Source organism: Sporomusa sp. 246TCP1, from assembly GCF_057319775.1.
The window spans coordinates 5,578,278-5,603,817 of the sequence record NZ_CM170492.1; the positions used below are offsets into that span (position 1 = coordinate 5,578,278).

Genomic DNA, 25,540 nt, shown 5'->3' on the forward strand with positions numbered 1-25,540 from the left:
TTTAGACTAGTTAGAAGGGAGCGATAACCCCTTGTTAGACGTAAATAATTTTGATTCAATGCGTATTGGTCTGGCATCACCGGAGCAAATTCTTAAGTGGTCGCACGGTGAAGTTAAAAAACCGGAAACCATTAATTACCGTACGCTAAAACCCGAACGAGAGGGTTTGTTCTGTGAAAAGATTTTTGGGCCAACCCGGGATTGGGAATGTCATTGCGGTAAGTATAAGCGGATTCGTTATAAAGGTATTATTTGTGATCGATGTGGCGTAGAAGTAACTCGATCCAAAGTCCGGCGTGACCGAATGGGGCATATTGAGCTGGCTGCACCAGTCTCTCATATCTGGTATTTTAAAGGTATACCCAGCAGGATGGGACTCATTTTGGACGTTTCACCACGCTCACTGGAAAAAGTTTTATATTTTGCTTCCTATATTGTGCTTGATCCAGGCGATACGCCGCTTATGAAAAAACAACTTTTAAATGAAAATGAGTACCGGGAACACCGCGATAAATATGGCAGCGCATTCAAGGTTGGCATGGGTGCGGAAGCTGTCAAAAAGTTGCTGGAAGAACTTGATTTAGAAAAGATGAGTCGTGAACTCCGCCAGGAACTAAAAGAAGTAAGCGGACAGCGTAAAATCCGGGCGATTAGACGTTTGGAAGTTACAGAAGCCTTCCGTAAATCAGGAAATAACCCAGCCTGGATGATTATGGACGTAGTACCTGTTATTCCGCCGGAATTGCGCCCCATGGTTCAATTGGATGGCGGACGGTTTGCCACTTCTGACTTAAATGATCTGTATCGCCGGGTAATTAACCGCAATAACCGCCTAAAGAGACTGTTAGATTTAGGTGCACCTGATATCATCGTGCGCAACGAAAAACGCATGTTGCAAGAAGCTGTGGATGCGCTTATCGACAACGGACGACGTGGGCGCCCTGTCACCGGTCCTGGTAATCGCCCTTTAAAATCTTTGAGTGATATGCTTAAAGGTAAGCAAGGGCGGTTTAGGCAAAACCTTTTGGGCAAACGGGTTGATTATTCTGGACGCTCGGTTATCGTAGTTGGTCCGGAACTTAAGTTACACCAATGCGGTCTGCCTAAAGAAATGGCGCTGGAACTGTTTAAACCTTTTGTTATGAAAAAGCTGGTTAATGCCGGTCATGCTCATAATATTAAAAGTGCTAAACGGATGGTGGAAAGGGTTCGTCCTGAGGTATGGGATGTACTGGAAGAGGTCATCAAAGAACATCCAGTACTCTTAAACCGTGCACCGACCCTGCACAGACTTGGTATTCAGGCATTCGAACCGGTATTGTCCGAAGGGCGGGCTATTAAAATTCATCCTTTGGTATGTACTGCCTATAATGCGGACTTTGATGGCGACCAAATGGCCGTGCACGTACCACTTTCAGCCGAAGCCCAGGCCGAGGCACGCATGCTGATGCTGTCAGCGCATAATATCTTATCCACCAAAGATGGCAGGCCGGTAGCTACGCCTACTCAGGATATGGTATTGGGTGCTTACTATTTAACGATTGAAAAAGAACCTGAAGATGGTAAAATCAGAGCTTTTTCAAGCTTAAACGAAGGATTACTAGCTTATCAGCATAAGGTGCTGGGGTTACACGAAAAAATAAAAATGCGTTTAGACGGCTATGGCTTGGTACATACCACATTAGGTCGAGTGATTTTTAATGAAGTATTGCCGCCAGAGCTCAGGCATTTTTCCAAACAGGACGATGGCTGGCATTTAGGTAAGATAATGGACAAAAAGCAGCTTGGTAAATTAGTTGCTGACTCCTACCAAACTTTTGGTAATGCCAAAACAGCAGTTGTACTAGATGCTGTAAAACGTCTTGGTTTCTCGTTTGCCTGTCGCGCCGGGATAACCATAGCGATTTCAGACATCAAGATTCCAGCTGCCAAGAAAGAAATTTTATCGACGGCTGAGATAAAAGTTGACACCATTGATAAACAGTATCGTCGCGGCTTGATTACTGATGATGAGCGCTATAAAAAGACGATTGATCTTTGGACCAAGGCAACTGATGATGTTACCACAGCGCTCATGAACAGCCTGGATCGCTTTAATCCGGTATATATGATGGCTAACTCCGGTGCCCGTGGTAATATTCAGCAGATACGTCAGTTGGCCGGTATGCGGGGTCTTATGGCCGATCCTTCCGGACGAATCATCGACTTGCCGATAAAAGCTAATTTCCGGGAAGGCTTGACCGTGTTAGAGTACTTTATCTCTACTCATGGAGCGCGTAAAGGCTTGGCAGATACTGCACTTAGGACAGCTGACTCCGGTTACCTTACCCGTCGGCTTGTTGATGTCGCCCAAGACGTTATCGTTCGTGAAGAAGATTGTGATGTTGTCGGACTTAACCTAGTGCGGGAACGGGCTCGTTTAGCTAAGTCAAGTGCCGGGGCAATTGATATGCTGAAAGATAGCTTGTTAGGCAGAGTTTTGGCTCAGGATGTATTAGATCCCAAAACATTAGATATAATTTTGCCCCAAGGAACACTACTTGATGAAGATGCCTTACGCTTAATTGGTGAAAATGGTGTTCCGGAAATCATGATTGAAGGTCAGGCAGATGAAATAGAAGAAGATGTCGGTCGTGCAGCTGCTGAAACCATTGTTCTTGGTGCACCGGAAGAGAAAGTACGCGCTGCTCTCAAAGAAGCTATGATCCGTGAGATGCTTGGCAAAAACACAACAGAGGCCATCAAAACCAGGGATGGCGTCGAGCTTGTTCCTGCTGATACGCCGTTTACCGAAGAACACATTGAGGCTGTTTTAGCTAGTTCTGTTAAAGAAGTTAAAGTGCGGAATAATAATGTTAGAGGAATTGAAGTTGAGGCTATCACAGAAGGCTCTGGTGTAATTGAATCACTTAAAGATCGAATCGTCGGCAGAATGGCGGCGGAAGATATTATTGATCCAGCCACCGGTGAGATTATTGTCAAGATTAGTGACCTGATTACGGAAGAATTGGCTGAGAAGGTTGTTAAAGTACGTGATAAGGTTTCCATCCGCTCAGTACTCACTTGCCGTTCCCGTTATGGTGTATGTATTAATTGCTATGGCCGTAACTTGGGCACAGGCCACATGGTCGATGTCGGTGAGGCTGTCGGTATTATCGCTGCTCAGTCTATCGGTGAACCAGGTACTCAGCTTACAATGAGAACGTTTCATACCGGCGGTGTTGCTGGTGACGATATTACCCAGGGCTTGCCGAGGGTAGAAGAATTGTTCGAGGCCCGTAAACCTAAACGTCAGGCTATTATTACTGAAGTTGACGGTAGGGCGGAAATAAAAGAAATCAAAGGTATGCGCCGAGTTACCATTTATCCGGCAGACGCGTCCCTGGGTGAAGAACGTGTATACCCAATACCTTATGGCTCACGACTAATTGTCAGCGAAGGTCAAATGGTTGAGGCAGGTGATCGTCTGACTGAGGGTGCCGTTAATCCGCATGATATTTTGCGGGTTAGCGGGCTAAAAGCCACACAACGGTATCTGGTGTACGAAGTTCAAAAAGTATATAAATCCCAAGGTGTTGAAATAAACGATAAGCACATTGAAGTTATGGTTCGTCAGATGCTCCACAAAGTCAAGGTGGAGGAGGCAGGCGACACCGATCTTCTGCCAAGCGAGTATATTGATTTGAATACCTTTGAAGAAGAAAATGCTAAGGCTATTGAAGCTGGCGGAGAACCCGCCATTGCCAGACCCATTCTTCTTGGTATTACGAAAGCCTCGCTGGCCACTGATTCCTTCTTATCTGCGGCTTCCTTCCAGGAGACCACACGCGTGCTCACCGAAGCGGCCATAAAAGGTAAGGTTGATCCACTATTGGGGCTTAAAGAGAATGTTATAATTGGTAAACTTGTTCCTGCTGGTACAGGCATGAGTCGTTACCGTAACATTCGATTAAAAAAAGTTGTTTCTGATCAAGTGGAGGAAGAATTCCCAGTTGAATAAGCATACACATACTGGGGACGGTTTACACCGTTCCCAGTTTTAGTATTATGAAACACCCGGTATAGTGGTAAAATAGAGCCTATAATCCTGTAGATGTTGATTTTACTAGGATTATAGGCTCTTTGCGTGGCGTCTACCGGGTTCGTCCTGGTGGGCGGCAATAATTTTCCAGTCTTTTCTAAAAAAAATCTAAAAATAGAGGAATATAATTCAAATATGTTTACGTTGAATAGGGTAAAAAAAGGAGAGAAAATGAGAGCTACTGGAATTGTTAAAAGAATTGATCAACTTGGTAGAGTTGTATTGCCTATCGAATTACGCCGTACCTTTGGCATTAAAGAATATGATGGTCTCGAAATATATACCTACAATGATCAAATTATTTTGCGGAAATACGAGTTGGCTTGTGTACTTTGCGGCAGTAGAGATGAGGTAACGAAGTTCAAGGAAAAAAATGTCTGTAAGGAATGCCTTTCAGCTATGAGGCAAAAAGCTGCTGATAATTCATCAATGTTTACGGGGATAACTTAGTGGAGGTATCTAATGTATCCAGAGTTAATTAAATCTACGCAAGCACTTATAATGTATATAAAAGAAAAAGGTTACTGGCCCAGTCATGAGGAGTGGAATGCATATGCTTATAAGTATGGTTATTATGATGCAGAAAAATTATCCCGTCTAGGCATATGGGGTGATTTACGGGAACTGTCTGCCTTGGAGATTATTAATTCAAACAAAAGATTTAGAAAGACTAAGCTATTAGGATATAGATATAGTATCAGGGATAAAAATTAAGCAGTAGTATTTTGCATTTTGGAAACACCCGGGATAGTGGTTATAAATATCCGCAGAAACTCTAATACTTTATTGACATTTAGAAACCAAAATGATAATATATTAGAGTGTCTTGGGAATATTGCATTTTTCCGAAGGAGTTGGACGCCGTGAACAGTGAAGAACTGGAAGTTTTCAAGAGTGGCAAGAAAGCCATTGGTGCTAAACAAACGGTGCGAGCTGTGGAAAAAGGTCTGGCTACCAAGGTATACCTTGCTGCTGATGCTGATAGACGGGTAGTTGCTCCACTTGCACTGCTATGTAATCAAAAAGAAGTCCAGGTTGACGATCAGTCAACCATGACTGAACTGGGAAAAGCTTGTGGTATTGAAGTAGCTGCGGCGGCTGTAGCATTATTGAAATAAGTCAGTATGGGGACAGGTCGTTAATAATTTTATCCACATGCTTGTCGGTGGCTGAAATTTTTAATAATAAATAACGAGATTGGGGAAGGAGGTGCGCTTAATAACATGCCAACAATTAATCAATTAGTGCGCAAAAACCGGGAGTCGTTACTGCAAAAGTCTACTGCTCCTGCACTTAAGGAATGTCCACAGAAACGTGGTGTATGCACGAGGGTATATACAACTACTCCCAAAAAACCTAACTCTGCACTCCGTAAAGTTGCTCGTGTGCGTTTGACTAACGGCATTGAAGTAACTGCCTACATCCCGGGTATTGGTCACAACTTGCAAGAACACTCGGTTGTACTTATCCGCGGCGGCAGAATAAAGGACTTGCCAGGTGTGCGTTATCACATTGTTCGTGGAGCTCTTGACACCGCTGGTGTTGCCAAGCGTGGTCAGGGCCGTTCGAAATATGGTGCTAAAAAGGCCGCTGCTGCCAAGAAATAATTACTAGACCTGCTGCAGATTTTTGGAAGAAGGAGGGATACTGATGCCAAGAAAAGGTGCTGTTCCCAAGCGGGATGTATTGCCGGATCCGGTATATAGTTCCAAGCTTGTAACAAGATTTATCAACAAAATTATGTTGGACGGCAAAAAAGGTGTTGCTGAAAATATTGTATATGATGCGTTTGAAGCCATTCGCGCCAAAACAGGTAAAGATCCGATGGAAGTATTTGAAGTTGCGCTGAAAAACGTTATGCCGGTTCTGGAAGTTCGTGCTCGCCGTGTAGGCGGTGCTAACTACCAGGTTCCTGTAGAAGTGCGGCCTGACCGCAAAATGTCACTGGGTATTCGCTGGCTGGTTAATTATTCTCGCTTGCGCGGCGAAAAAACCATGCACGAAAGACTTGCTTCGGAATTGATGGATGCTGCTAATAATACTGGCGCGTCTGTTAAAAAACGTGAAGATACCCATAAAATGGCTGAAGCTAATAAGGCTTTTGCACATTATCGCTGGTAAAATTTGAAGTTCAAGGTCTGGGGTTCGAGTTCGGACCAAGTAGGGTTGCGTAAGCAACCCCTGTGTCTAAACGAACATGCGAACTCACGATACTAAGGAGTGAAAATAGTGGCCCGAAAGTTTCCACTGGAAAAGACGCGGAACATCGGTATTATGGCACATATAGACGCCGGCAAGACCACTACCACTGAACGCATTCTGTTTTACACTGGCAGAGTACACAAAATCGGCGAAGTACATGATGGCGCTGCGACTATGGACTGGATGGTGCAAGAACAAGAGAGAGGTATCACGATTACCTCTGCGGCCACTACAGCCCAATGGGACGGGCATCGTATTAACATCATTGACACGCCAGGGCACGTGGACTTTACAGTTGAAGTAGAACGTTCATTGCGAGTGCTTGATGGCTCAGTTGCAGTTTTTTGCGCTAAAGGTGGCGTAGAGCCACAGTCTGAGACTGTATGGCGTCAAGCTGATAAATATAACGTTCCCCGTATGGCATATGTTAATAAAATGGACATTACCGGTGCTGATTTTTACCGGGTTGTCGAAATGATGAAGACTCGGCTAGGCGCTAATGCTGTGCCAATCCAACTGCCCATCGGTTTTGAAGATACCTTTAAAGGATTTGTTGATCTTATTGAAATGAAGGCTGTTGTCTATACCGACGACCTGGGTAAGGTAAGTGAAGCTGCTGATATACCTGAAGATATGGCTGAACATGTTGAGACTTACCGTCAAAACCTCTTGGATGCTGTTGCTGAAAGCGACGATGAACTAATGATGAAATACCTCGAGGGGGAAGAAATTTCTGTCGAGGAAATCAAGACAGCTATCCGTAAAGCCACCATTGCCTGTAAGATGACACCGGTGCTGTGTGGGTCATCTTATAAGAACAAAGGCGTACAACCGCTCTTGGATGCAGTAGTTGCCTATATGCCTGCACCAATCGATATCCCGGCTATTAAGGGTGTTAACCCTGAGACTGGTGAAGAAGGTGAACGTGCGGCAGATGATAGCTTGCCATTCTCGGCGTTGGCCTTCAAGATTATGGCTGATCCTTATGTTGGTAAGTTGGCATTCTTTCGGGTATACTCCGGTCAGTTAGCTTCTGGCTCTTATGTATATAACTCTACTAAAGGCAAACGGGAGCGTATTGGGCGGATTCTACAAATGCACGCTAATCACCGGGAAGAGATCGAAGTAGTTTATACAGGTGATATCGCTGCTGCAGTAGGCCTTAAAGATACTACTACCGGGGATACCCTTTGTGATGATAAAAACATTATTGTTCTTGAATCCATGGTTTTCCCTGATCCTGTTATTTCTATAGCTGTTGAGCCCAAAACTAAGGCTGACCAGGAGAAAATGGGTGTAGCCCTCAATCGTCTGGCAGAAGAAGACCCTACCTTCAAGATGTATACTGACCAGGAAACCGGTCAGACTATTATCTCGGGTATGGGTGAGTTGCATCTTGAGATTATCGTTGACCGGATGCTAAGAGAATTCAAGGTGGAATGTAACGTGGGTAAACCCCAGGTTGCTTACCGTGAAACGATCCGCAAAACAGTTAAATCTGAAGGTAAATTTGTTCGTCAGTCTGGTGGACGCGGCCAATATGGTCATTGCTGGTTGGAAATTGAACCATTGGAACCAGGACAAGGATTTATCTTTGAGAACAAAGTTGTCGGTGGTGCTATTCCTAGAGAATACATCTCCCCAATTGAAGCCGGTGTTAAAGAAGCTATGGCCACAGGCGTATCGGCTGGATACCCGATGGTTGACATCAAGGTTACTGTCTATGACGGCTCGTACCATGACGTTGACTCCTCAGAAATGGCATTCAAAATTGCGGGTTCAATGGGCTTTAAAGCTGGTTGTGCTAAGGCGGGCCCGGTTATTCTTGAACCATACATGAAAGTTGAAGTTATAGTACCTGAAGATTACATGGGCGATGTTATCGGCGACTTAAACTCCCGCCGAGGCCGCATTGAAGGTATGGAAGGACGTTCTGGTGCACAATCGATAAAAGCATTTGTGCCGCTGTCTGAGATGTTCGGCTATTCAACAGACCTTCGTTCGAAGACGCAAGGACGTGGTAACTACTCCATGGAATTTGATCATTATGAAGAAGTTCCTAAAAATATTGCCGAAGTTATCGCCTCTAAGAACAAAGGCTGATAACTTGCCCGCTTAATTGCTTACCTAAAACATTAAAGTAATAAACTTAGGAGGTAACACTCAAATGGCTAAGAAAAAGTTTGAAAGAAACAAACCACATGTTAACATTGGTACTATCGGTCACGTTGACCATGGCAAAACCTCGCTGACTGCTGCCATTACCATGACATTGGCAAAACACGGTGGCGCTGAGTTCATGGCTTATGACATGATTGACAAAGCACCAGAAGAAAGGGAACGCGGTATCACCATCAACACAGCTCACGTTGAGTATGAAACTGCAGCTCGCCATTATGCCCACGTGGACTGCCCAGGTCATGCTGACTATGTTAAAAACATGATCACCGGCGCAGCGCAAATGGACGGCGCTATCCTGGTTGTATCGGCAGCTGACGGCCCGATGCCGCAAACTCGCGAACACATTTTGCTGTCCCGCCAAGTTGGCGTACCTGCCATGGTTGTATTCTTAAACAAAGCCGACCTGGTTGATGATGCTGAACTGATGGAACTAGTAGAAATGGAAGTTCGTGAACTTCTCACCAGCTACGAATTCCCAGGTGACGACATTCCGGTCGTATCAGGTTCGGCCGTAAAAGTACTTAACTGCGGTTGCGCGAAAGCTGATTGCGAATGGTGTGGCAAAATCCATGAGCTGATGGCCAAAGTTGATGAATATATTCCAACTCCGGAGCGTGCTACTGACAAGCCCTTCCTGATGCCTGTGGAAGACGTATTCACCATCACTGGTCGTGGTACTGTAGCTACCGGTCGTGTAGAGCGTGGCGTAGTAAAAGTAGGCGATACCATAGAAATCGTTGGTATGAGCGAAAAACCGAAATCCACAGTAGTAACTGGTGTAGAAATGTTCCGGAAACTATTGGATTCGGCAGTAGCCGGTGACAACATTGGCGCACTTTTAAGAGGTGTTGAGCGTAAAGAAATCGAGCGTGGCCAAGTATTGGCTAAGCCTGGTACCATTAAACCGCACACCAAATTCAAGTCCGAAGTATATGTATTGTCCAAAGAAGAAGGCGGTCGTCATACCCCGTTCTTTAACGGTTACCGTCCGCAATTCTACTTTAGAACAACAGACGTAACTGGTGTTGTTACATTACCTGAAGGTGTAGAAATGGTAATGCCTGGCGATAACATTCAAATGAATATAGCGCTTATTACCCCAATTGCTATTGAAGAAGGTCTGCGCTTTGCTATTCGTGAAGGCGGTCGTACGGTAGGCGCTGGTGTTGTAACTGCTGTTGAAGAATAATCTCTTTTTATAAATATAATATCTGGTAGGGCGGCAGATGCCGCCTTTTACCAGGATATTGACCGGCGATGACGTGGAAGGTGGCCCGCACGCGCGGGGAAATTTCCACCGAGAATGTCCGTTCAGAGAAACTGGGCGATAAGGAGGAATAAAATAAATGGCTAAACAACAAAAAATCAGAATCCGCCTTAAGGCATATGACCATAAGGCGCTTGACCAAAGTGCGGCCAAGATTGTTGAGACTGCGAAACGTACCGGCGCTATGGTTTCTGGCCCTATTCCGCTTCCTACAGAGAAAAATATTTTTACTATTTTGCGTTCACCCCATGTCAACAAAGACTCCCGCGAACAATTTGAAATGCGGACACATAAACGTCTTATTGACATTCTGGAGCCGACCCCTAAGACCGTAGATGCTTTAATGCGTCTCGACTTGCCGGCTGGTGTGGACATCGAAATCAAGCTGTAAGAGGAGGTGCGATAATATGGCTAAAGGAATTTTAGGAAAAAAACTGGGCATGACCCAAATCTTTACGGCTGAGGGTAGAGTTATTCCGGTTACTGTTATTGAAGCCGGTCCCAATGTCGTAGTGCAAAACAAGACAGTTGAAAATGATGGCTACAATGCAGTGCAACTTGGATTTGGCGCTGTTAAAGAGAAAAATGTTAACAAACCTATGCAGGGCCACTTTGCCAAGGCCAACGTTAAAGCGGTAAAATTTATCCGTGAGTTGCGCCTGCCTGGAGCCTCTGAATATACAGTAGGTCAAGTTCTCAATGCTGATGTGTTCGGCGAAGGTGAACTTATTGATGTAACCGGTACTGCTAAAGGCAAAGGTTTTGCTGGTACCATTAAACGCCACAACTTTGCATGCGGACCTATGGGGCACGGTTCTAAATCCCATCGTGAGCCAGGAACTATTGGTTCCCGGATGAGCGGTGGCGGCGGTAAAGTATTTAAAGGTAAGAAACTTCCGGGTCGTATGGGCGGACAAAAAGTTACCGTACAGCGGCTGCAAGTGGTTCGCGTTGATGTACCTCGTAACCTTTTACTGGTTAAAGGTGCTGTTCCCGGACCTAAAGGCAGTTTCGTCATTGTTAAAAATACAGTAAAACCCAATAAGTAATCGCAGCTTGCAGCTTTGCGATTTGTCGTAGAGTACAGGTTGCGAGCATCGAAAGGAGGACGTGCTATATGCCGAAAGTGGCAGTATATGACATGACCGGTGCAAAAACCGGTGAAATGGAACTTAATGATAGCGTATTTGGCGTAGAAATAAATGAAGCTGTTGTTCATCAGGCCGTAGTTATGCAGCTGGCAAGCCAGCGTCAAGGTAATCACGCAACTAAGACCAGATCTATGGTACGTGGTGGTGGCAGAAAACCCTGGAAACAAAAAGGTACCGGCCGGGCACGGTCTGGTAGCATTCGGTCTCCGTTGTGGGTAGGTGGCGGTGTTGCGTTTGGACCGCATCCACGCAGCTACAAGTTTAGTATGCCTCGTAAAGCTCGCCGTTTAGCAATTAAATCGGCACTGACCGCCAAGGTCAACGATGGTGAATTAATGGTAGTTGAAAGTATTAATTTTGCTGAACCAAAAACCAAAGACGTAGTAAATTTCCTTGGTAACTTTGAAGCGCCGGCAAAAGCTTTAATTATTACTGCTGATAATGATGAAAATGTTGCAAAATCGTCCCGCAATATTCCGGGTGTTAAAGCTATCGGGACTATTGGACTGAATGTTTTTGACCTTCTTCATCATGATAAGGTACTTGTAACCAAAGAAGCAGTCGCTAAGATTGAGGAGGTGCTGGCATAATGGCAAATCCACGCGACATTCTCCTCAGACCATACATCACTGAAAAAACTAATGCATTGATGGCTGAGAACAAATATACATTTATTGTGCCGCTTACAGCTAATAAAGTTGAAGTTCGTCAAGCTGTTGAGCAAATCTTCAAAGTAAAAGTTCTTAACGTGAACACCATTCGGGTAATGGGTAAAACCAAACGTATGGGTAAGAATATCGGCAAACGTTCGGACTTCAAAAAAGCCATTGTCAAATTGGCTGCCGGCGAGCGCATAGAATTCTTTGAAGGTGTATAACCAAATTCTTAAAAAAAGGAGGGGCATACATGCCAGTTAAAAGTTTTAAACCATACGCTCCTGGCAGAAGATTTATGACGGTAGCCGATTTTTCGGATATTACCGCAGATCGTCCCGAGCGTTCTCTTACCGAGCGTTTACAAAAACACGCCGGTCGTAACCAGCAAGGTCGTTTAACTGTTCGACATCAAGGCGGTGGACATAAACGCCTGTACCGTATAATTGACTTCAAACGCAATAAAGATGGCGTTCCTGCAAACGTTGCCACTATTGAATATGATCCGAACCGTTCAGCACGGATTGCTCTCTTGAGCTATGCTGATGGCGAGAAACGTTATATTTTAGCTCCTAACGGTCTTAAAGTAGGCGATACCATCGTGAGCGGTCCTGAAGCCGATATCAAGGTGGGTAATGCCTTACCTTTTAAAAATATACCGGTAGGTACCCTGGTTCACAACATTGAAATGAAAATCGGTAAAGGCGGCCAATTGGTCCGTTCAGCCGGTGCGTCTGCTCAGCTTATGGCTAAGGAAGGCAGTTATGCACTTCTCAGATTGCCATCTGGTGAACTTAGAAAAGTTCATATTAATTGCCGGGCTACTATTGGTCAGGTAGGCAACCTTGAACACGAAAATATTACCATTGGCAAAGCTGGCCGTTCTCGTTGGCTGGGCGTCCGTCCTGCTAACCGTGGTGTATCCATGAACCCGTGTGACCATCCACATGGCGGTGGTGAAGGCCGTTCCCCTGTTGGCCGTAAGCATCCGGTTACTCCGTGGGGTAAATGTGCTATGGGTGCCAAAACCCGTAAAAAGAAAGCTTCTGACAAACTGATCGTTAAGAGACGTAGTTCCAGGCAGACGACAGGCAGATAAGTCGAGTTTAAATGTTCGGGGATGAGGAGTAGTGAGAAATCACGAATGAACGACCCGCGAACATAGCGAAAGGAGGCTATTTTAGGTGTCAAGATCAATTAAAAAAGGGCCTTATGTGCATGCAAGCTTGACTAAAAAGATTGATGCACTTAATGCTAAAAATGAAAAAAAAGTTATTAAAACCTGGTCGCGCAGCTCGACCATCCTGCCTACTTTTATCGGACACACCGTCGCTGTTCATGATGGCCGTAAGCATGTGCCAGTATATGTTACCGAAGATATGGTAGGGCACAAACTTGGCGAATTTGCGCCAACTCGGACATATAAAGGCCACAGCGGTTCTGAGCGGTCTACCGGGGTAAAATAATTCGCTTAGCAAAAATCCGGAAATTATAGCCGGAAGGGGGTTAAATAATGGAAGCTAAAGCAATTGCCAGACACATTCGTATTGCTCCCCGCAAAATCCGCATTGTTGTTGACTTAATTCGCGGCAAGAACGTGGGCGAAGCTTTTGCAATACTAAAATACACTCCGAAAGTTGGAGCTGAAGTTGTGGAAAAAGTGCTTAAATCAGCTGTCGCCAATGCTGAAAACAACTGTGATTTGGATACTGATGCTCTTTATGTATCGCAGGTGTTTGTGGATCAAGGTCCGACATTAAAGCGCATTCATCCGCGCTCACGTGGTCAAGCATTCAAAATTTTAAAACGTACCAGCCATGTAACATTGGTTGTTAAAGAGAGATAAACTAAGGACGAAGGAGGGAAAATTAGTGGGTCAAAAAGTTAATCCACATGGTCTTCGCCTTGGCATTATCAAGACTTGGGACGCAAGATGGTATGCCGACAAAGACTATGCTAAAAACCTGCATGAAGATATTAAAATCCGTGCTTTGCTGAAAGAAAAACTTTACACTTCGAATGTGTCGCAAATCATTATTGAACGTGCGGCAAATAGGGTGAAAGTTACCATTCATACCTCTAAGCCTGGTATGGTTATTGGCCGCGGCGGTAGCGGAATTGAGAATATTAAAAGATGGCTAAAAGATCTTACCAATAAAAGTGTTGATGTTAACATCGCTGAAATTAAACAGGCTGAGCTTGATGCCACATTGGTTGCTGAAAATATTGCCGCTCAACTCGAGAAGCGTATTGCTTTCCGTCGGGCGATGAAACAGTCAGTAACCCGTACAATGCGTATGGGTGCCAAAGGGATCAAAGTAACGGCAGGTGGACGTCTGGGCGGCGCTGAAATTGCTCGTACTGAAAGCTATCGTGAAGGCAGCATTCCTCTTCATACACTGCGTGCCGACATTGATTATGGCACAGCCGAGGCTCATACCACCTATGGTCGTATCGGCGTAAAAGTTTGGATTTATAAAGGTGAAGTTCTGCCTGAAGCCAAGAAAACTGTTGTTGCCGCTGCCGCCACTGAAGGGGGCGAATAATAATGCTTATTCCAAAGAGAGTAAAACATCGCAAACAATTCCGTGGACGTATGACTGGTAAAGCCACTAAAGGCATTACTGTTTCCCATGGTGAATTCGGACTTGTAGCGCTTGAACCGGCTTGGATTACCAACCGTCAAATTGAAGCAGCCCGTATTGCTATGACCCGTTATATCAAAAGGGGCGGTAAAGTTTGGATAAAAATATTCCCGGATAAACCAATCACTGCCAAGCCTGCTGAGACTCGTATGGGTAGTGGTAAAGGTTCACCAGAGTATTGGGTAGCTGTTGTTAAGCCTGGTCGTGTAATGTTTGAAATGGATGGCGTGCCTGAAGAAATAGCGCGTGAAGCTATGCGCCTTGCTGCGCATAAGCTGCCTATTAAATCCAAGTTCGTTACGCGGGAGGATACCGCGAATTTGGATATGGACGCACCAGGTGCTAATGCTAAAGCGGGTGGTGAAGTAAATGAAGGCTAATGATATCCGCGAAATGAGTGCCGCCGAACTTGACCAAAACTTAAACAAACTGAAAGAAGAGCTGTTTAACTTACGGTTCCAACATGCAACCGGTCAACTGGATAACCCTATGCGGATTCCTGCCGTCAAGAAAACAATTGCCCGCATTAAAACCGTTCAGCGTCAACGTGAACTTAAGGCTCAATAGTAAGGGCATTATAGAAGTGAGGATGAAGGGAGGCAGCAAAAGTGACCGTTGAAAGAAACGACCGCAAGACCCGTATCGGTAAAGTAGTAAGTGATAAAATGGAAAAAACAGTAGTAGTAGCGGTTGAACGTTTAGTACGCCATCCGCTGTATCATAAATTGATTAAACAAACTGTTAAATTTAAAGCCCATGATGATAATAATGAAAGCCATGTTGGGGATACTGTCAAAATCATGGAAACGCGTCCATTATCTAAAGAAAAACGGTGGCGTGTAGTAGAAGTTTTGGAAAAAGCAAAATAATACGAGCATAGCACCAAGAATATGCTTCTAACGCTCAAGAATGCCAAGTGCATTGAGCCGCATAAGGAAGGAGGATAAGCACTATGATTCAACAACAGACTATCTTGAATGTTGCTGACAATACCGGCGCAAAGCAGATTATGTGCATCCGCGTAATGGGTGGCTCTTACCGCCGCTATGCCAACATTGGTGATATTATCGTAGCTGCTGTTAAAGACGCTACACCCGGTGGCGTTGTCAAGAAAGGCGATGTAGTTAAAGCCGTTGTTGTTCGTACTCGTAAAGGACTGCGTCGTCCGGATGGTTCCTATATCCGGTTTGACGAAAATGCAGCCGTTGTTATAAAAGATGATAAAAGCCCGAGAGGTACACGGATATTTGGACCTGTAGCACGCGAACTCAGGGACAAAGATTTCATGAAAATTATCTCACTGGCGCCGGAAGTTATCTAGATTAAGGAGGTGTCCGGAGTGTCCGAAGCCCAAAAATTGCATGTTAAAAAAGGCGATAAAGTAGTTGTATTGTCAGGAAAAGATAAAGGCAAACAAGGCAAAATTGTGGAGGCTCAGCCTAAAAAAGGCAAAGTTGTGGTTGAAGGCGTAAACAAAGTAAAACGTCATACAAAACCCAGCCAGAAGGCGCCCCAAGGCGGCATTATGGTAAAAGAAGCAGCCCTTGCATCGTCCAAAGTTATGCTGGTATGTCCTGCTTGTGACAAACCTACACGCATTAAAAAAACGCAATTAAGTAGCGGCGCGTTTGCACGCACGTGCAAAAAATGCGGCGAAGTTATTGATAAAGATAAGTAAAACCATTCTTTCCGGAAAGGAGGTTAACTCATGGCTACAAGACTGAAAGAAAAATATAAAAACGAAGTAGCACAAGCTATGATGCAGAAGTTTGGCTACAAAAATGTTATGGAGATCCCCAAAGTCGAGAAAGTAGTTATTAATATGGGTGTTGGTGAAGCTGTAGGCAACCCCAAAGTTCTCGACGCAGCGGTAAACGATATGACACTCATTGCCGGCCAAAAACCGGTCATAACCAGAGCAAAAAAATCAATTGCTGCGTTCAAAATTCGTGAAGGTATGCCAATTGGTGCCAAAGTTACTATGCGTGGCGAGCGGATGTATCAATTTCTTGATAAACTAGTCAACATCTCATTACCCCGGGTTCGAGATTTTCGAGGTATAAGCCCTAAATCTTTTGATGGTCGCGGTAACTATACCTTGGGTATTAAAGAGCAACTGATTTTTCCTGAAATCGAGTATGATAAAGTAGATAAGATTCGCGGTATGGAAATCATCATAGTTACCACCGCCAAGACTGACGAGGAAGCTAGAGAGCTGTTACGATTGATGGGTATGCCATTCAGCGCATAATCTTTAGGAAACAGTTAAATCAAAGGAGGGAAATCGGTGGCCAAAAAGTCTTTGATTGAAAAATGGAAGAATGAGCCGAAGTTTAAAGTCCGTAAATACAATCGCTGCAAAATTTGCGGTCGTCCGCACGGATATATGCGTAAATTTGAAATGTGCCGGATTTGTTTCCGGGAACTGAGCTACAAAGGCGCCATTCCTGGAGTAACCAAGGCCAGCTGGTAGTAGCAGCAACATATAGGAAGGGGGTTCTGAACCATGGTAATGACCGATCCAATTGCCGATATGCTGACTCGCATACGCAATGCCAACTCGGTTTATCACGATAAAGTCGAAATTCCGGCATCCAAAATCAAGCAAGCTGTAGTACAAATCCTGAAAGACGAAGGATTTGTTCGAGACTATGATATGATTGCCGATGGCAAGCAGGGTATGATTCGGGTAAGCTTAAAATACGGCCCAAATCGCGAAAAAGTAATTACGGGGATTAAGCGCATTTCTAAGCCTGGTCTGCGCGTATATGCAAAGAAAGAACAATTGCCGCGAGTACTCGGAGGTCTTGGAATTGCGATTATTTCGACATCTAAAGGCATCATGAGCGATAAACTTGCACGCAAAGAAGGTCTGGGCGGCGAAGTACTCGCATACGTCTGGTAGTCTAGTAGTGATACAGGAGGTGCAACATGTCTAGAATTGGTAGGAGTCCCATCACTGTTGCTGCTGGCGTTACCGTAACTATCGGGGATGACAATGTAGTAACAGTTAAAGGCCCTAAAGGCGAACTGACACGCCAGCTTCATAAAGATATGATTATCGAAATGGAAGGCAATGTTATTAACGTCAAACGGCCTACAGATAACAAAGAACATCGTTCGCTGCACGGTTTGACCAGAACGTTGGTCAGCAACATGGTAACAGGTGTAACGCAAGGTTTTACTAAAACCCTGGAGATTGCTGGAGTTGGTTATCGTGCCGCTAAAGCCGGTCAAAAACTGGCGCTCACTTTAGGCTTCTCACATCCGCTGGAAGTTGAGCCGCCGAAGGGCATCACCATTGATGTTCCTGCGCCTAATAAAATTGTGGTTTCAGGCATTGATAAAGAAGTTGTTGGTGAGCTTGCTGCTAAAATTCGTGGCTATCGCGAACCAGAACCGTATAAAGGCAAAGGCATCAAATATGAAGGCGAAGTTATCCGCCGCAAAGTGGGTAAAGCTGGCGGTAAAGGCAAGAAATAAACTCAAGGTAAGGAATTTAAGCGAAAGGAGTGAACACCTTGCTGCGTAAACCGAGCAAAAATATCGGGCGTCAAAAACGCCAATTAAGAGCCCGGAAAACCCTAATTGGCAGTGCTGAACGTCCGCGTCTTAACGTATTTCGTAGTTTGAAGCATATTTATGCTCAGATTATTAATGACAAAACTGGCGTGACCTTGGTATCAGCCAGTACTGTAGATAAAGAAGTGCAGACTAAAGTTGAATATGGTGGCAATATTGAGGCAGCCAAAGTTGTAGGCGAGGCAATCGCTAAACGGGCCCTCGAAAAGGGTATCACAAAAGTAGTATTTGATCGTGCCGGCAATATCTATCACGGTCGCGTTGCTGCCTTAGCGGCTGCTGCACGCGAAGCTGGACTTGAATTCTAAGAAAAGGAGGGAAATTAATGGCCAGAATTGATTACACCGGTCTTGACCTTAAAGAAAAAGTAGTATTCATCAACCGGGTTGCCAAGGTAGTTAAAGGTGGCAGACGCTTTTCCTTCAGCGCTCTGGTAGTTGTCGGCGATGGCAACGGCCATGTAGGTTTCGGCCTAGGCAAAGCTGGTGAAGTACCTGAAGCTATCCGTAAAGGTGTAGAAGATGCTAAGAAAAATCTAATAAAGGTTCCTATTGTCGGTACCACTATTCCTCATCAAATCATGGGTGTGTTCGGTGCCGGCAAAGTAATGTTAAAGCCTGCCTCAGAAGGTACAGGCGTAATTGCTGGCGGCCCAGTACGTGCTGTGCTTGAACTTGCCGGCATTCACGATATTTTGACGAAGTCGCTTGGTTCATCTAACGCCAACAACATGGTTCGGGCTACAATGACTGGTTTAAGTCAGCTTAAACGAGCTGAGGAAGTTGCCACTTTGCGCGGCAAAACCGTTCAGGAACTGTTGGGTTAAGGAGGTAACATTATGGCGAAGATAAAAATTACTTTAACCCGTAGCGTGATTGGCCGGCCACAGGACCAGCGTGCAACTGTAAAAGCGCTGGGTCTCAAAAAAACCAACAGCTCGGTTATTCAAGAAGATAATGCGGTAATTAGAGGGATGGTTCACAAAGTAGAACACCTTGTTACCGTCCAAGAAGTTGCAGAATAATTCCCAAGTGGCTATAGCCAAACATACTAGTTCAAGGAGGTGCTGTTAATGAAATTACATGAATTAGCTCCAGCGCCTGGTTCAAAAAAAGTTCGCACTCGTGTAGGCCGTGGTTTAGGCTCCGGTCTTGGTAAAACCTCCGGTAAAGGTCATAAAGGCCAAAAATCCCGTGCCGGCGGTGGTGTGCGTCCTGGTTTTGAAGGCGGCCAAAAGCCCTTGTACTTAAGACTGCCTAAGCGCGGTTTCACCAATATTTTCTCCAAAGAATACAGTGAAATTAATGTAGCTGTACTTAATCGGTTTGACAACGGTTCAGTTGTTGATCTCGAAGCTTTAGTAGAAGCTGGTGTAATAAAAAAAGTACTTGATGGTCTTAGAGTATTAGGTAATGGCGAGCTCACCAAAGCTTTAACAGTTAAAGCCAATGGCTTTACTAAGTCGGCCGCTGAAAAAATTCAGGCAGCCGGCGGTACAGTTGAGGTGATTTAATTGCTGTCAGAGCTCTCCAATATTTTAAAGATTACTGAGCTAAGGCAGAAGATTATATTCACCTTGGTAATGTTCTTGGTATTCAGGCTTGGTACGCATATCCCGGTACCGGGAGTAAATGCCGCCGTTATCGAGCAACTATTTACCAGTGGTAATCTGTTTGGTCTGCTGGATATGTTTTCCGGTGGTGCTTTAAGCAAATTCTCAATATTTGCCATGAGCATAACGCCTTACATTAATGCCTCGATTATTATGCAGCTACTCACCGTAGTTGTGCCGAAATTCGAACAGTGGGCTAAAGAGGGCGAAGAGGGTCGCAAAAAAATCACCCAAATCACTCGTTATGGTACTGTCGGACTTGGTTTTATTCAGGCAATTGGTATGGCATTTGGTCTTAAGGTAGCCATCATTAACCCTAGTTTTGGTAACATTTTAATTATTGCGCTTACACTTACTGCGGGAACAACTTTTCTTATGTGGTTAGGTGAGCAAATTACCGAAAAAGGTATTGGTAACGGCATTTCGTTGATCATCTTTGCTGGTATCGTATCTAGATTGCCAGATGGCATCTTTACCATTTACGAGTATGTAAAAGCAGGAACAATTAATATTTTCAATGTTTTCTTGTTTCTCATCATTGCAGTGGCCATGATTGTGTTTGTTATTATGATACAGCAAGGCCAGCGCAGAATTCCTGTACAGTACGCTAAACGAGTAGTTGGCCGAAAAATGTATGGTGGCAACTCTACTCACATTCCGCTTAAAGTTAATCAAGCGGGTGTTATTCCAATTATCTTTGCGTCATCTGTGCTGATGTTCCCGGTAACCATTGCCCAGTTTGTTGATATTGCCTGGGTAAAAACAGTGGCAGGGTGGTTTGCGTGGGGTACGCCGCTGCAGACGGCATTATATGCGCTGCTCATCATTTTTTTCACGTATTTCTATACTGCGGTTACTATGAACATATCAGATATGGCAGATAATATGAAAAAACACGGCGGGTTTATTCCTGGTATCAGACCGGGTAAACCTACCGCCGATTATTTAGACCGGGTTATGACCAGAATTACCCTGGCTGGATCAATCTTCCTGGCCATAATTGCCATACTGCCGAATTTCGTTGGTGCAGTAACTAATCTCCAAGGAGTTTACTTTGGGGGTACTGCCCTGCTGATCGTAGTAGGCGTGGCTCTGGATACCATGAAGCAAGTAGAGGCGCTGGTACTAATGCGTCATTACCAAGGCTTTATGAAGTAGGAGGTAGTGGTCATGTTTATTCTTTTAATGGGACCTCCTGGTGCCGGTAAAGGCACACAGGCGGCACAGTTGGTTGAAAATTTCAAAATTCCGCATATCTCGACAGGTGATATGTTTCGGGCCGCTGTAAAAGAAGGCACTGAACTTGGCAAACAGGCGAAAGCTTGCATGGATGCCGGGCACTTGGTGCCTGACAGCGTAACCATTGGCATTGTTAAAGAGCGTTTAGCTAAAGACGATTGCCAAAAGGGGTTTATCCTTGATGGCTTTCCCCGTACTATTGCTCAGGCAGAAGCCTTGGATCGCACATTGGCCGAACTTACCATCAAACTTGACAGGGTTGTCAATATTACGGCACCAGGTTCTGAACTCGTTGGCCGTATGACTGGCCGCCGAATTTGTAAAGGATGTGGCGCTACCTATCATGTAGTGTTTAACGCTCCGAAACAAAACGGTATTTGTGATAAATGTAGTGGTGAGCTGTACCAGCGGGATGATGACCAGGAAAAAACAGTCATTAACCGTTTGTCAGTATATCAAGTCCAAACTCAGCCGCTAATCGAATACTATCAAGACAAAGGATTGTATACCGAAATTAATGGTTTGCAGCCCATCAAAACTGTTTTGAAAGATATAGTAGATAGCCTGAGAGGCGGTCAAGTATGATAATCTTAAAGTCACAAAGGGAACTAAATTACCTGCGTGATGCTGGGCGAATCGTGGCTGAAGCGCTTAACGAAGTTAAAAAAGCGGTTAAACCTGACGTCACAACCCTGGAAATTGATAGGATTGCCGAACAGTATATCAAAAGCAAAGGTGCAGTACCGACCTTTAAGGGTTATAATGGCTTTCCGGGTAATATCTGTGCATCGGTTAATGAAGAGGTAGTACATGGCATTCCTGGATTAAAAAGGTTAAAAAATGGGGATAATATAAGTATTGATCTTGGTGCCACAATAAATGGTTATGTCGGCGATGCCGCCATTACTGTGCCTGTAGGCCAAGTAGATGCTGAAATGAAAAAGCTTATTGAAGTTACCGAACAGTCGCTCTATAAAGGGATCGAAAAAGCCTTAGTAGGGAATCGGTTAAGTGATATCTCCCATGAAATTCAAACCTATGCCGAAGGATATGGTTATGGTGTGGTGCGCGATTATGTTGGGCACGGCATTGGCAGGAATATGCACGAAGATCCGCAAATACCTAACTATGGGCTTCCTGGACGCGGGCCGCGATTAAAATCTGGTATGACATTAGCAATAGAGCCTATGATTAATGCCGGGACGCATGAGGTTAAGACTCTGGGCAATAACTGGACAGTAGTGACTGTTGACGGCAAGTCGTCAGCCCATTTTGAACACACCATTGCGATTACGCCTGATGGTCCGGAAATATTAACAAAACTATAGGAGGAGACGGCTTGTGCCAGAGGGAAATTATAACCCAGGAACTATTGTGATTTCAGCAACCGGACGGGATACTGGTCACGCATATCTAGTACTTGGGTGGTATAAGCCGCAAACTCTTTTGGTAGCTGACGGACGCAGACGTAGAGTCAGCAATCCTAAAAAAAGAATGTTAAGCATGTTAAAAGGCTTAACTCTATTGCTAACAAGGTGACGGATGCTTTAGCGGGGGGTTTACCAATCACCGATGAAGATATTCGTCAGGACCTCGCCCACATTGAGGCGACCAGATAAGCTGTTAAAAGCGGACGAGGAGGGGATAAGCTCATATGTCCAAACAAGATGTAATTGAAGTGGAAGGTACGGTCGTTGAGGCGCTGCCTAATGCTATGTTCCAGGTAAAATTGGAAAATGGTCATATTGTGCTGGCGCATGTATCAGGGAAAATTCGGATGAATTTTATTCGAATTTTGCCAGGCGATAAAGTTACTATTGAACTTACACCGTATGATTTAAAACGCGGCCGTATTACCTATAGGTTTAAATAGCTTGTGTTCGTGGGTTCGTAAGTTCGTTAGTCAAGTCGATGAGCGAACACGGACTGGCGAGCGGCGGACGCACTAAAGGGAGGTTTAATTATGAAAGTAAGGCCATCGGTTAAGCCTATATGTGAAAAATGCAAAATCATCAAACGGCATGGCAGAGTAATGGTGATTTGCGAGAATCCTAAACATAAACAAAAACAAGGTTAAAAGAAGGGGGTGGATTAAAACATGGCACGTATTGCCGGTGTAGACTTACCGCGTGACAAACGCATTGAAATTGCCTTAACATATATTTTTGGTATTGGCTTAACATTATCAAAACAAATTCTGGCTAATACCGGAATCAATCCTGATACCCGGACCCGGGATCTAACTGAAGAAGAAGTTGCCAAACTGCGTGAAAACATTGATAAAAACTATCGCGTAGAAGGCGATCTTCGCCGGGAAGAAGCATTAAACATTAAGCGGCTCATTGAGATCGGCTCTTATCGTGGCAAGCGGCATCGCATGGGTCTTCCTGTACGCGGTCAACGTACTAAGACCAATGCCCGTACTCGCAAAGGCCCAAAAAGAACTGTCGGCGCTAAGAAGAAGAAGTAAGGGAGGGAATAACCTTTGGCTCAAAAAAAAGTTGTCAGAACAAAACGTAAAGAACGTAAAAATATAGAACATGGTGTTGCTCATATCCGTTCGACTTTCAACAACACCATCATTACCATCACTGATACCAGAGGCAATGCCATTTCCTGGGCAAGCGCCGGTGGACTGGGCTTTAGAGGCTCACGGAAAAGTACCCCATTTGCTGCTCAAATGGCTGCTGAAACCGCTGCCAAAGCTGCCATGGAACATGGCCTTAAACAAATCGAAGTATTTGTAAAAGGTCCTGGTGCCGGCCGAGAAGCCGCCATCCGTTCACTCCAGGCTGCAGGCCTTGAAGTTAATGCGATTAAAGACGTAACACCCATTCCGCACAATGGATGCCGTCCGCCAAAAAGAAGAAGAGTTTAGGGAATTGGGAGGTGTTTGGTAAGAATGGCAAAATATACAGGTCCTGTTTGCAGATTATGCCGCCGCGAGGGTTCAAAACTGTATCTCAAAGGCGACAGATGCTATAGCGATAAATGCGCCTTCACTGTGCGCAGCTTTGCTCCCGGCCAGCATGGTGCCGGTCAAACCCGTAAAAAAGTTTCTGAGTATGGTATTCAGCTCCGGGAAAAACAAAAAACCCGCCGCATCTACGGCGTACTTGAGCGTCAATTCCGGAATTACTTTGAAAAAGCGGAACGCCAAAAAGGCATTACCGGCGAAAATCTGTTGGTTATGTTGGAAAGAAGACTTGACAATGTTGTTTTTCGCATGGGAATGGCTGAAAGCCGCAACCAAGCAAGACAATTGGTACGTCATGGCTTGTTTAATGTAAACGGCCGCCGAGTAAATATACCATCCTTTCTGGTAAAAGCCGGTGATGTTGTCGCCGTCCAGGAAACAAGCAAAGAATCACCTATTATGAAAAAAATCGCCGAATCGCTTGGGTCTAAGCAAGTTCCAGCCTGGATCGAACTTACGGCTGCCGATATGAGCGGTAAAGTTATGCGCTACCCCACCCGGGAGGAAATTGATATTCCTATCCAGGAACATCTCATCGTAGAGTTGTATTCAAGATAAGCTGCCCTCAACCGTGGCGATGGCGTAATGTAAGAGTTTGGCCAAATGAGGAGGGTTTTTCCGGATGATTGAAATCGAAAAACCGAAGATCGAAATAGTAGAAATAAGTGAAGACAGCCGTTATGGCAAATTTGTATGGGAACCGCTTGACAGGGGCTTTGGCATTACGCTGGGCAACAGTTTACGGCGGGTGCTCTTATCATCCTTACCAGGTGGAGCTGTAACCTCAGTGAAAATTGATGGTGTGCTGCATGAATTCGCTACTATTCCTGGTGTTCGGGAGGACGTCACCGACATTATTCTAAACCTAAAAGAACTGTGTCTTAAAATGCATAGTGACGAGCCTAAAGTTTTGCTTGTTGAAGCGTTTGAAGAAGGCGAAGTCACCGCAGGCGATATAAAGGCCGATGCCGATATTGATATTTTAAACCCGGAACTGCATCTGGCGACAGTAGGTGCCGGTGGTCAGCTCCGGATGGAAATCATGATCGAAAAAGGCAAAGGGTATATACCGGCTGACAAAAACAAAAAACCCGACCATGTAATCGGGATTATTCCTATTGACTCCATCTTCTCACCTATTGTACGCGTCAATTATAACGTTACCGATACGCGTGTTGGTAACGTAACTAATTATGACAAACTGACATTAGAAGTATGGACTGACGGCAGTATGCGTCCTGAAGAAGCGGTTAGCAAAGCTGCTGGAATTATGGTGTCGCACCTGAAATTGTTTCAAAATATTGCCGGAGAACCTCCAGAAGAAGATGAGGATCAGGATTTAGTGTCTGAAGAACCTGCAGAGGGTAAAAACAGGACAATGGAAATGACCATTGAAGACCTGGATCTCTCAGTACGTTCTTACAACTGTTTGAAACGGGCCGGAATCAACACAGTGGCTGAGCTTGTGCAAAAAAGTGAAGATGATATGATGAAAGTTCGCAATTTGGGACGCAAGTCACTGGAAGAAGTTAAGAAGAAAATAATTGAAATGGGTCTGGCACTCGCAGAACAAGAAGAGTAAAGGGGGGGAAGAGTTGTGGCCTACAGAAAGTTAGGACGGGACACTAGTGCGCGTAAAGCATTATTTCGCAGCATGTTAACTTCCTTCTTTGCATATGAGCGTATTGAGACAACGGAAGCTAAGGCGAAAGAAATCAGCGGCCTTGCCGATAAAATGATTACTTTGGCTAAGCGGGGCGATCTGCATGCTCGCCGCCAAGTGTTATCAAGCCTCTACGACGAAGAAGTAGTTAAAAAGCTGTTTGATGTGATTGCTCCTAAATATGCCGAACGTCATGGCGGTTATACCCGGATCATGAAACTGGGACCGCGTCGGGGCGATGCTGCTCCGATGGCGATCATCGAATTAGTATAACAAGTACAGAGACA

40 protein-coding genes are annotated in these 25,540 nt (G+C 44.8%); all 40 read left to right on the forward strand.

Annotation, left to right across the window (positions count from 1 at the left end; translation table 11 throughout):
- Positions 1–31: 31 nt before the first annotated feature.
- A complete protein-coding gene (rpoC, locus tag AC1ECB_RS26335; RefSeq protein WP_485666542.1) occupies positions 32–4,000 on the forward strand; it encodes a DNA-directed RNA polymerase subunit beta' in 3,969 nt (1,322 codons plus the stop codon).
- Between the two features lie 252 nt (positions 4,001–4,252).
- Positions 4,253–4,531 (forward strand): AbrB/MazE/SpoVT family DNA-binding domain-containing protein, encoded by a 279-nt coding sequence (locus tag AC1ECB_RS26340; protein ID WP_485666543.1) that lies wholly within the window; start codon positions 4,253–4,255, stop codon positions 4,529–4,531.
- A 12-nt stretch (positions 4,532–4,543) separates the two neighbouring features.
- Positions 4,544–4,795, forward strand: coding sequence for a hypothetical protein (locus AC1ECB_RS26345; RefSeq protein WP_485666544.1), 252 nt, complete (start codon positions 4,544–4,546; stop codon positions 4,793–4,795).
- Positions 4,796–4,944: 149 nt separating this feature from the next.
- A complete protein-coding gene (locus AC1ECB_RS26350) occupies positions 4,945–5,199 on the forward strand; it encodes a L7Ae/L30e/S12e/Gadd45 family ribosomal protein (protein WP_021168688.1) in 255 nt (84 codons plus the stop codon).
- Between the two features lie 105 nt (positions 5,200–5,304).
- Positions 5,305–5,688: a 30S ribosomal protein S12 gene (rpsL, locus tag AC1ECB_RS26355; RefSeq protein ID WP_021168689.1), complete on the forward strand. Its 384-nt coding sequence runs from the start codon at positions 5,305–5,307 to the stop codon at positions 5,686–5,688.
- A gap of 43 nt (positions 5,689–5,731) precedes the next feature.
- The gene (rpsG, locus tag AC1ECB_RS26360) at positions 5,732–6,202 is read left to right on the forward strand and encodes a 30S ribosomal protein S7 (protein WP_021168690.1); all 471 of its coding nucleotides are present in this window, start codon (positions 5,732–5,734) and stop codon (positions 6,200–6,202) included.
- Positions 6,203–6,310: 108 nt separating this feature from the next.
- A complete protein-coding gene (gene fusA / locus AC1ECB_RS26365) occupies positions 6,311–8,386 on the forward strand; it encodes an elongation factor G (protein ID WP_485666545.1) in 2,076 nt (691 codons plus the stop codon).
- A 64-nt stretch (positions 8,387–8,450) separates the two neighbouring features.
- Positions 8,451–9,653, forward strand: coding sequence for an elongation factor Tu (gene tuf / locus AC1ECB_RS26370; RefSeq protein WP_485666546.1), 1,203 nt, complete (start codon positions 8,451–8,453; stop codon positions 9,651–9,653).
- Positions 9,654–9,810: 157 nt separating this feature from the next.
- Complete coding sequence (gene rpsJ, locus AC1ECB_RS26375; protein ID WP_021168692.1) at positions 9,811–10,122, forward strand: 30S ribosomal protein S10; 312 nt, start codon at positions 9,811–9,813, stop codon at positions 10,120–10,122.
- A gap of 16 nt (positions 10,123–10,138) precedes the next feature.
- A complete protein-coding gene (gene rplC / locus AC1ECB_RS26380) occupies positions 10,139–10,780 on the forward strand; it encodes a 50S ribosomal protein L3 (RefSeq protein ID WP_021168693.1) in 642 nt (213 codons plus the stop codon).
- Between the two features lie 68 nt (positions 10,781–10,848).
- Positions 10,849–11,472, forward strand: a complete 624-nt coding sequence (gene rplD / locus AC1ECB_RS26385; RefSeq protein ID WP_485666547.1) for a 50S ribosomal protein L4 — start codon at positions 10,849–10,851, stop codon at positions 11,470–11,472.
- Positions 11,472–11,759 (forward strand): 50S ribosomal protein L23, encoded by a 288-nt coding sequence (gene rplW, locus AC1ECB_RS26390; RefSeq protein WP_021168695.1) that lies wholly within the window; start codon positions 11,472–11,474, stop codon positions 11,757–11,759. The genes rplD and rplW overlap by 1 nt, the downstream gene beginning before the upstream one ends.
- Before the next feature lie 29 nt (positions 11,760–11,788).
- The gene (rplB, locus tag AC1ECB_RS26395; RefSeq protein WP_021168696.1) at positions 11,789–12,634 is read left to right on the forward strand and encodes a 50S ribosomal protein L2; all 846 of its coding nucleotides are present in this window, start codon (positions 11,789–11,791) and stop codon (positions 12,632–12,634) included.
- An 85-nt stretch (positions 12,635–12,719) separates the two neighbouring features.
- A complete protein-coding gene (rpsS, locus tag AC1ECB_RS26400) occupies positions 12,720–13,001 on the forward strand; it encodes a 30S ribosomal protein S19 (protein ID WP_021168697.1) in 282 nt (93 codons plus the stop codon).
- Positions 13,002–13,048: 47 nt separating this feature from the next.
- The gene (rplV, locus tag AC1ECB_RS26405; RefSeq protein ID WP_485666548.1) at positions 13,049–13,381 is read left to right on the forward strand and encodes a 50S ribosomal protein L22; all 333 of its coding nucleotides are present in this window, start codon (positions 13,049–13,051) and stop codon (positions 13,379–13,381) included.
- 25 nt (positions 13,382–13,406) lie between these two features.
- Positions 13,407–14,081, forward strand: a complete 675-nt coding sequence (gene rpsC, locus AC1ECB_RS26410) for a 30S ribosomal protein S3 (protein WP_485666549.1) — start codon at positions 13,407–13,409, stop codon at positions 14,079–14,081.
- Between the two features lie 2 nt (positions 14,082–14,083).
- Positions 14,084–14,560: a 50S ribosomal protein L16 gene (gene rplP / locus AC1ECB_RS26415; RefSeq protein ID WP_255451212.1), complete on the forward strand. Its 477-nt coding sequence runs from the start codon at positions 14,084–14,086 to the stop codon at positions 14,558–14,560.
- Positions 14,550–14,747 carry a 50S ribosomal protein L29 gene (gene rpmC, locus AC1ECB_RS26420; protein ID WP_021168701.1) on the forward strand — a complete coding sequence of 66 codons (198 nt, stop codon included), beginning with the start codon at positions 14,550–14,552 and terminating at the stop codon, positions 14,745–14,747. The genes rplP and rpmC overlap by 11 nt, the downstream gene beginning before the upstream one ends.
- 41 nt (positions 14,748–14,788) lie before the next feature.
- On the forward strand, positions 14,789–15,049 hold the full coding sequence (gene rpsQ / locus AC1ECB_RS26425; RefSeq protein WP_021168702.1) for a 30S ribosomal protein S17: 261 nt from the start codon (positions 14,789–14,791) through the stop codon (positions 15,047–15,049).
- 83 nt (positions 15,050–15,132) lie between these two features.
- Positions 15,133–15,501 (forward strand): 50S ribosomal protein L14, encoded by a 369-nt coding sequence (gene rplN, locus AC1ECB_RS26430; protein WP_021168703.1) that lies wholly within the window; start codon positions 15,133–15,135, stop codon positions 15,499–15,501.
- A gap of 18 nt (positions 15,502–15,519) precedes the next feature.
- A complete protein-coding gene (rplX, locus tag AC1ECB_RS26435) occupies positions 15,520–15,858 on the forward strand; it encodes a 50S ribosomal protein L24 (protein WP_021168704.1) in 339 nt (112 codons plus the stop codon).
- A 30-nt stretch (positions 15,859–15,888) separates the two neighbouring features.
- The gene (gene rplE / locus AC1ECB_RS26440; RefSeq protein ID WP_021168705.1) at positions 15,889–16,431 is read left to right on the forward strand and encodes a 50S ribosomal protein L5; all 543 of its coding nucleotides are present in this window, start codon (positions 15,889–15,891) and stop codon (positions 16,429–16,431) included.
- A gap of 36 nt (positions 16,432–16,467) precedes the next feature.
- A complete protein-coding gene (locus AC1ECB_RS26445) occupies positions 16,468–16,653 on the forward strand; it encodes a type Z 30S ribosomal protein S14 (RefSeq protein ID WP_021168706.1) in 186 nt (61 codons plus the stop codon).
- Between the two features lie 33 nt (positions 16,654–16,686).
- The gene (rpsH, locus tag AC1ECB_RS26450) at positions 16,687–17,085 is read left to right on the forward strand and encodes a 30S ribosomal protein S8 (RefSeq protein WP_021168707.1); all 399 of its coding nucleotides are present in this window, start codon (positions 16,687–16,689) and stop codon (positions 17,083–17,085) included.
- 26 nt (positions 17,086–17,111) lie between these two features.
- Entirely contained in the window at positions 17,112–17,663 is a 552-nt protein-coding gene (gene rplF, locus AC1ECB_RS26455; RefSeq protein ID WP_485666550.1) for a 50S ribosomal protein L6, read from the forward strand.
- A gap of 38 nt (positions 17,664–17,701) precedes the next feature.
- The gene (rplR, locus tag AC1ECB_RS26460) at positions 17,702–18,070 is read left to right on the forward strand and encodes a 50S ribosomal protein L18 (RefSeq protein WP_021168709.1); all 369 of its coding nucleotides are present in this window, start codon (positions 17,702–17,704) and stop codon (positions 18,068–18,070) included.
- Between the two features lie 17 nt (positions 18,071–18,087).
- Complete coding sequence (gene rpsE / locus AC1ECB_RS26465; protein ID WP_021168710.1) at positions 18,088–18,588, forward strand: 30S ribosomal protein S5; 501 nt, start codon at positions 18,088–18,090, stop codon at positions 18,586–18,588.
- Positions 18,589–18,600: 12 nt separating this feature from the next.
- Positions 18,601–18,786 carry a 50S ribosomal protein L30 gene (gene rpmD, locus AC1ECB_RS26470; protein ID WP_021168711.1) on the forward strand — a complete coding sequence of 62 codons (186 nt, stop codon included), beginning with the start codon at positions 18,601–18,603 and terminating at the stop codon, positions 18,784–18,786.
- 48 nt (positions 18,787–18,834) lie between these two features.
- A complete protein-coding gene (rplO, locus tag AC1ECB_RS26475; protein WP_145095474.1) occupies positions 18,835–19,275 on the forward strand; it encodes a 50S ribosomal protein L15 in 441 nt (146 codons plus the stop codon).
- On the forward strand, positions 19,276–20,532 hold the full coding sequence (secY, locus tag AC1ECB_RS26480; RefSeq protein ID WP_485666551.1) for a preprotein translocase subunit SecY: 1,257 nt from the start codon (positions 19,276–19,278) through the stop codon (positions 20,530–20,532). It begins immediately after the preceding gene.
- A 12-nt stretch (positions 20,533–20,544) separates the two neighbouring features.
- On the forward strand, positions 20,545–21,198 hold the full coding sequence (locus AC1ECB_RS26485) for an adenylate kinase (RefSeq protein ID WP_485666552.1): 654 nt from the start codon (positions 20,545–20,547) through the stop codon (positions 21,196–21,198).
- Positions 21,195–21,941 (forward strand): type I methionyl aminopeptidase, encoded by a 747-nt coding sequence (gene map, locus AC1ECB_RS26490; protein ID WP_021168715.1) that lies wholly within the window; start codon positions 21,195–21,197, stop codon positions 21,939–21,941. The genes AC1ECB_RS26485 and map overlap by 4 nt, the downstream gene beginning before the upstream one ends.
- Positions 21,942–21,954: 13 nt before the next feature.
- On the forward strand, positions 21,955–22,152 hold the full coding sequence (locus AC1ECB_RS26495) for a hypothetical protein (protein WP_485666553.1): 198 nt from the start codon (positions 21,955–21,957) through the stop codon (positions 22,150–22,152).
- A 115-nt stretch (positions 22,153–22,267) separates the two neighbouring features.
- Positions 22,268–22,486, forward strand: coding sequence for a translation initiation factor IF-1 (infA, locus tag AC1ECB_RS26500; protein ID WP_021168717.1), 219 nt, complete (start codon positions 22,268–22,270; stop codon positions 22,484–22,486).
- A gap of 90 nt (positions 22,487–22,576) precedes the next feature.
- On the forward strand, positions 22,577–22,690 hold the full coding sequence (rpmJ, locus tag AC1ECB_RS26505) for a 50S ribosomal protein L36 (RefSeq protein ID WP_028971919.1): 114 nt from the start codon (positions 22,577–22,579) through the stop codon (positions 22,688–22,690).
- 21 nt (positions 22,691–22,711) lie between these two features.
- Positions 22,712–23,083 carry a 30S ribosomal protein S13 gene (gene rpsM / locus AC1ECB_RS26510; RefSeq protein WP_021168718.1) on the forward strand — a complete coding sequence of 124 codons (372 nt, stop codon included), beginning with the start codon at positions 22,712–22,714 and terminating at the stop codon, positions 23,081–23,083.
- 15 nt (positions 23,084–23,098) lie between these two features.
- Complete coding sequence (gene rpsK, locus AC1ECB_RS26515; RefSeq protein ID WP_021168719.1) at positions 23,099–23,491, forward strand: 30S ribosomal protein S11; 393 nt, start codon at positions 23,099–23,101, stop codon at positions 23,489–23,491.
- A 24-nt stretch (positions 23,492–23,515) separates the two neighbouring features.
- Entirely contained in the window at positions 23,516–24,148 is a 633-nt protein-coding gene (gene rpsD, locus AC1ECB_RS26520; protein WP_485666554.1) for a 30S ribosomal protein S4, read from the forward strand.
- 64 nt (positions 24,149–24,212) lie between these two features.
- On the forward strand, positions 24,213–25,172 hold the full coding sequence (locus AC1ECB_RS26525; RefSeq protein ID WP_094607408.1) for a DNA-directed RNA polymerase subunit alpha: 960 nt from the start codon (positions 24,213–24,215) through the stop codon (positions 25,170–25,172).
- A 15-nt stretch (positions 25,173–25,187) separates the two neighbouring features.
- Positions 25,188–25,526, forward strand: a complete 339-nt coding sequence (rplQ, locus tag AC1ECB_RS26530) for a 50S ribosomal protein L17 (RefSeq protein WP_021168722.1) — start codon at positions 25,188–25,190, stop codon at positions 25,524–25,526.
- Positions 25,527–25,540 lie beyond the last annotated feature (14 nt).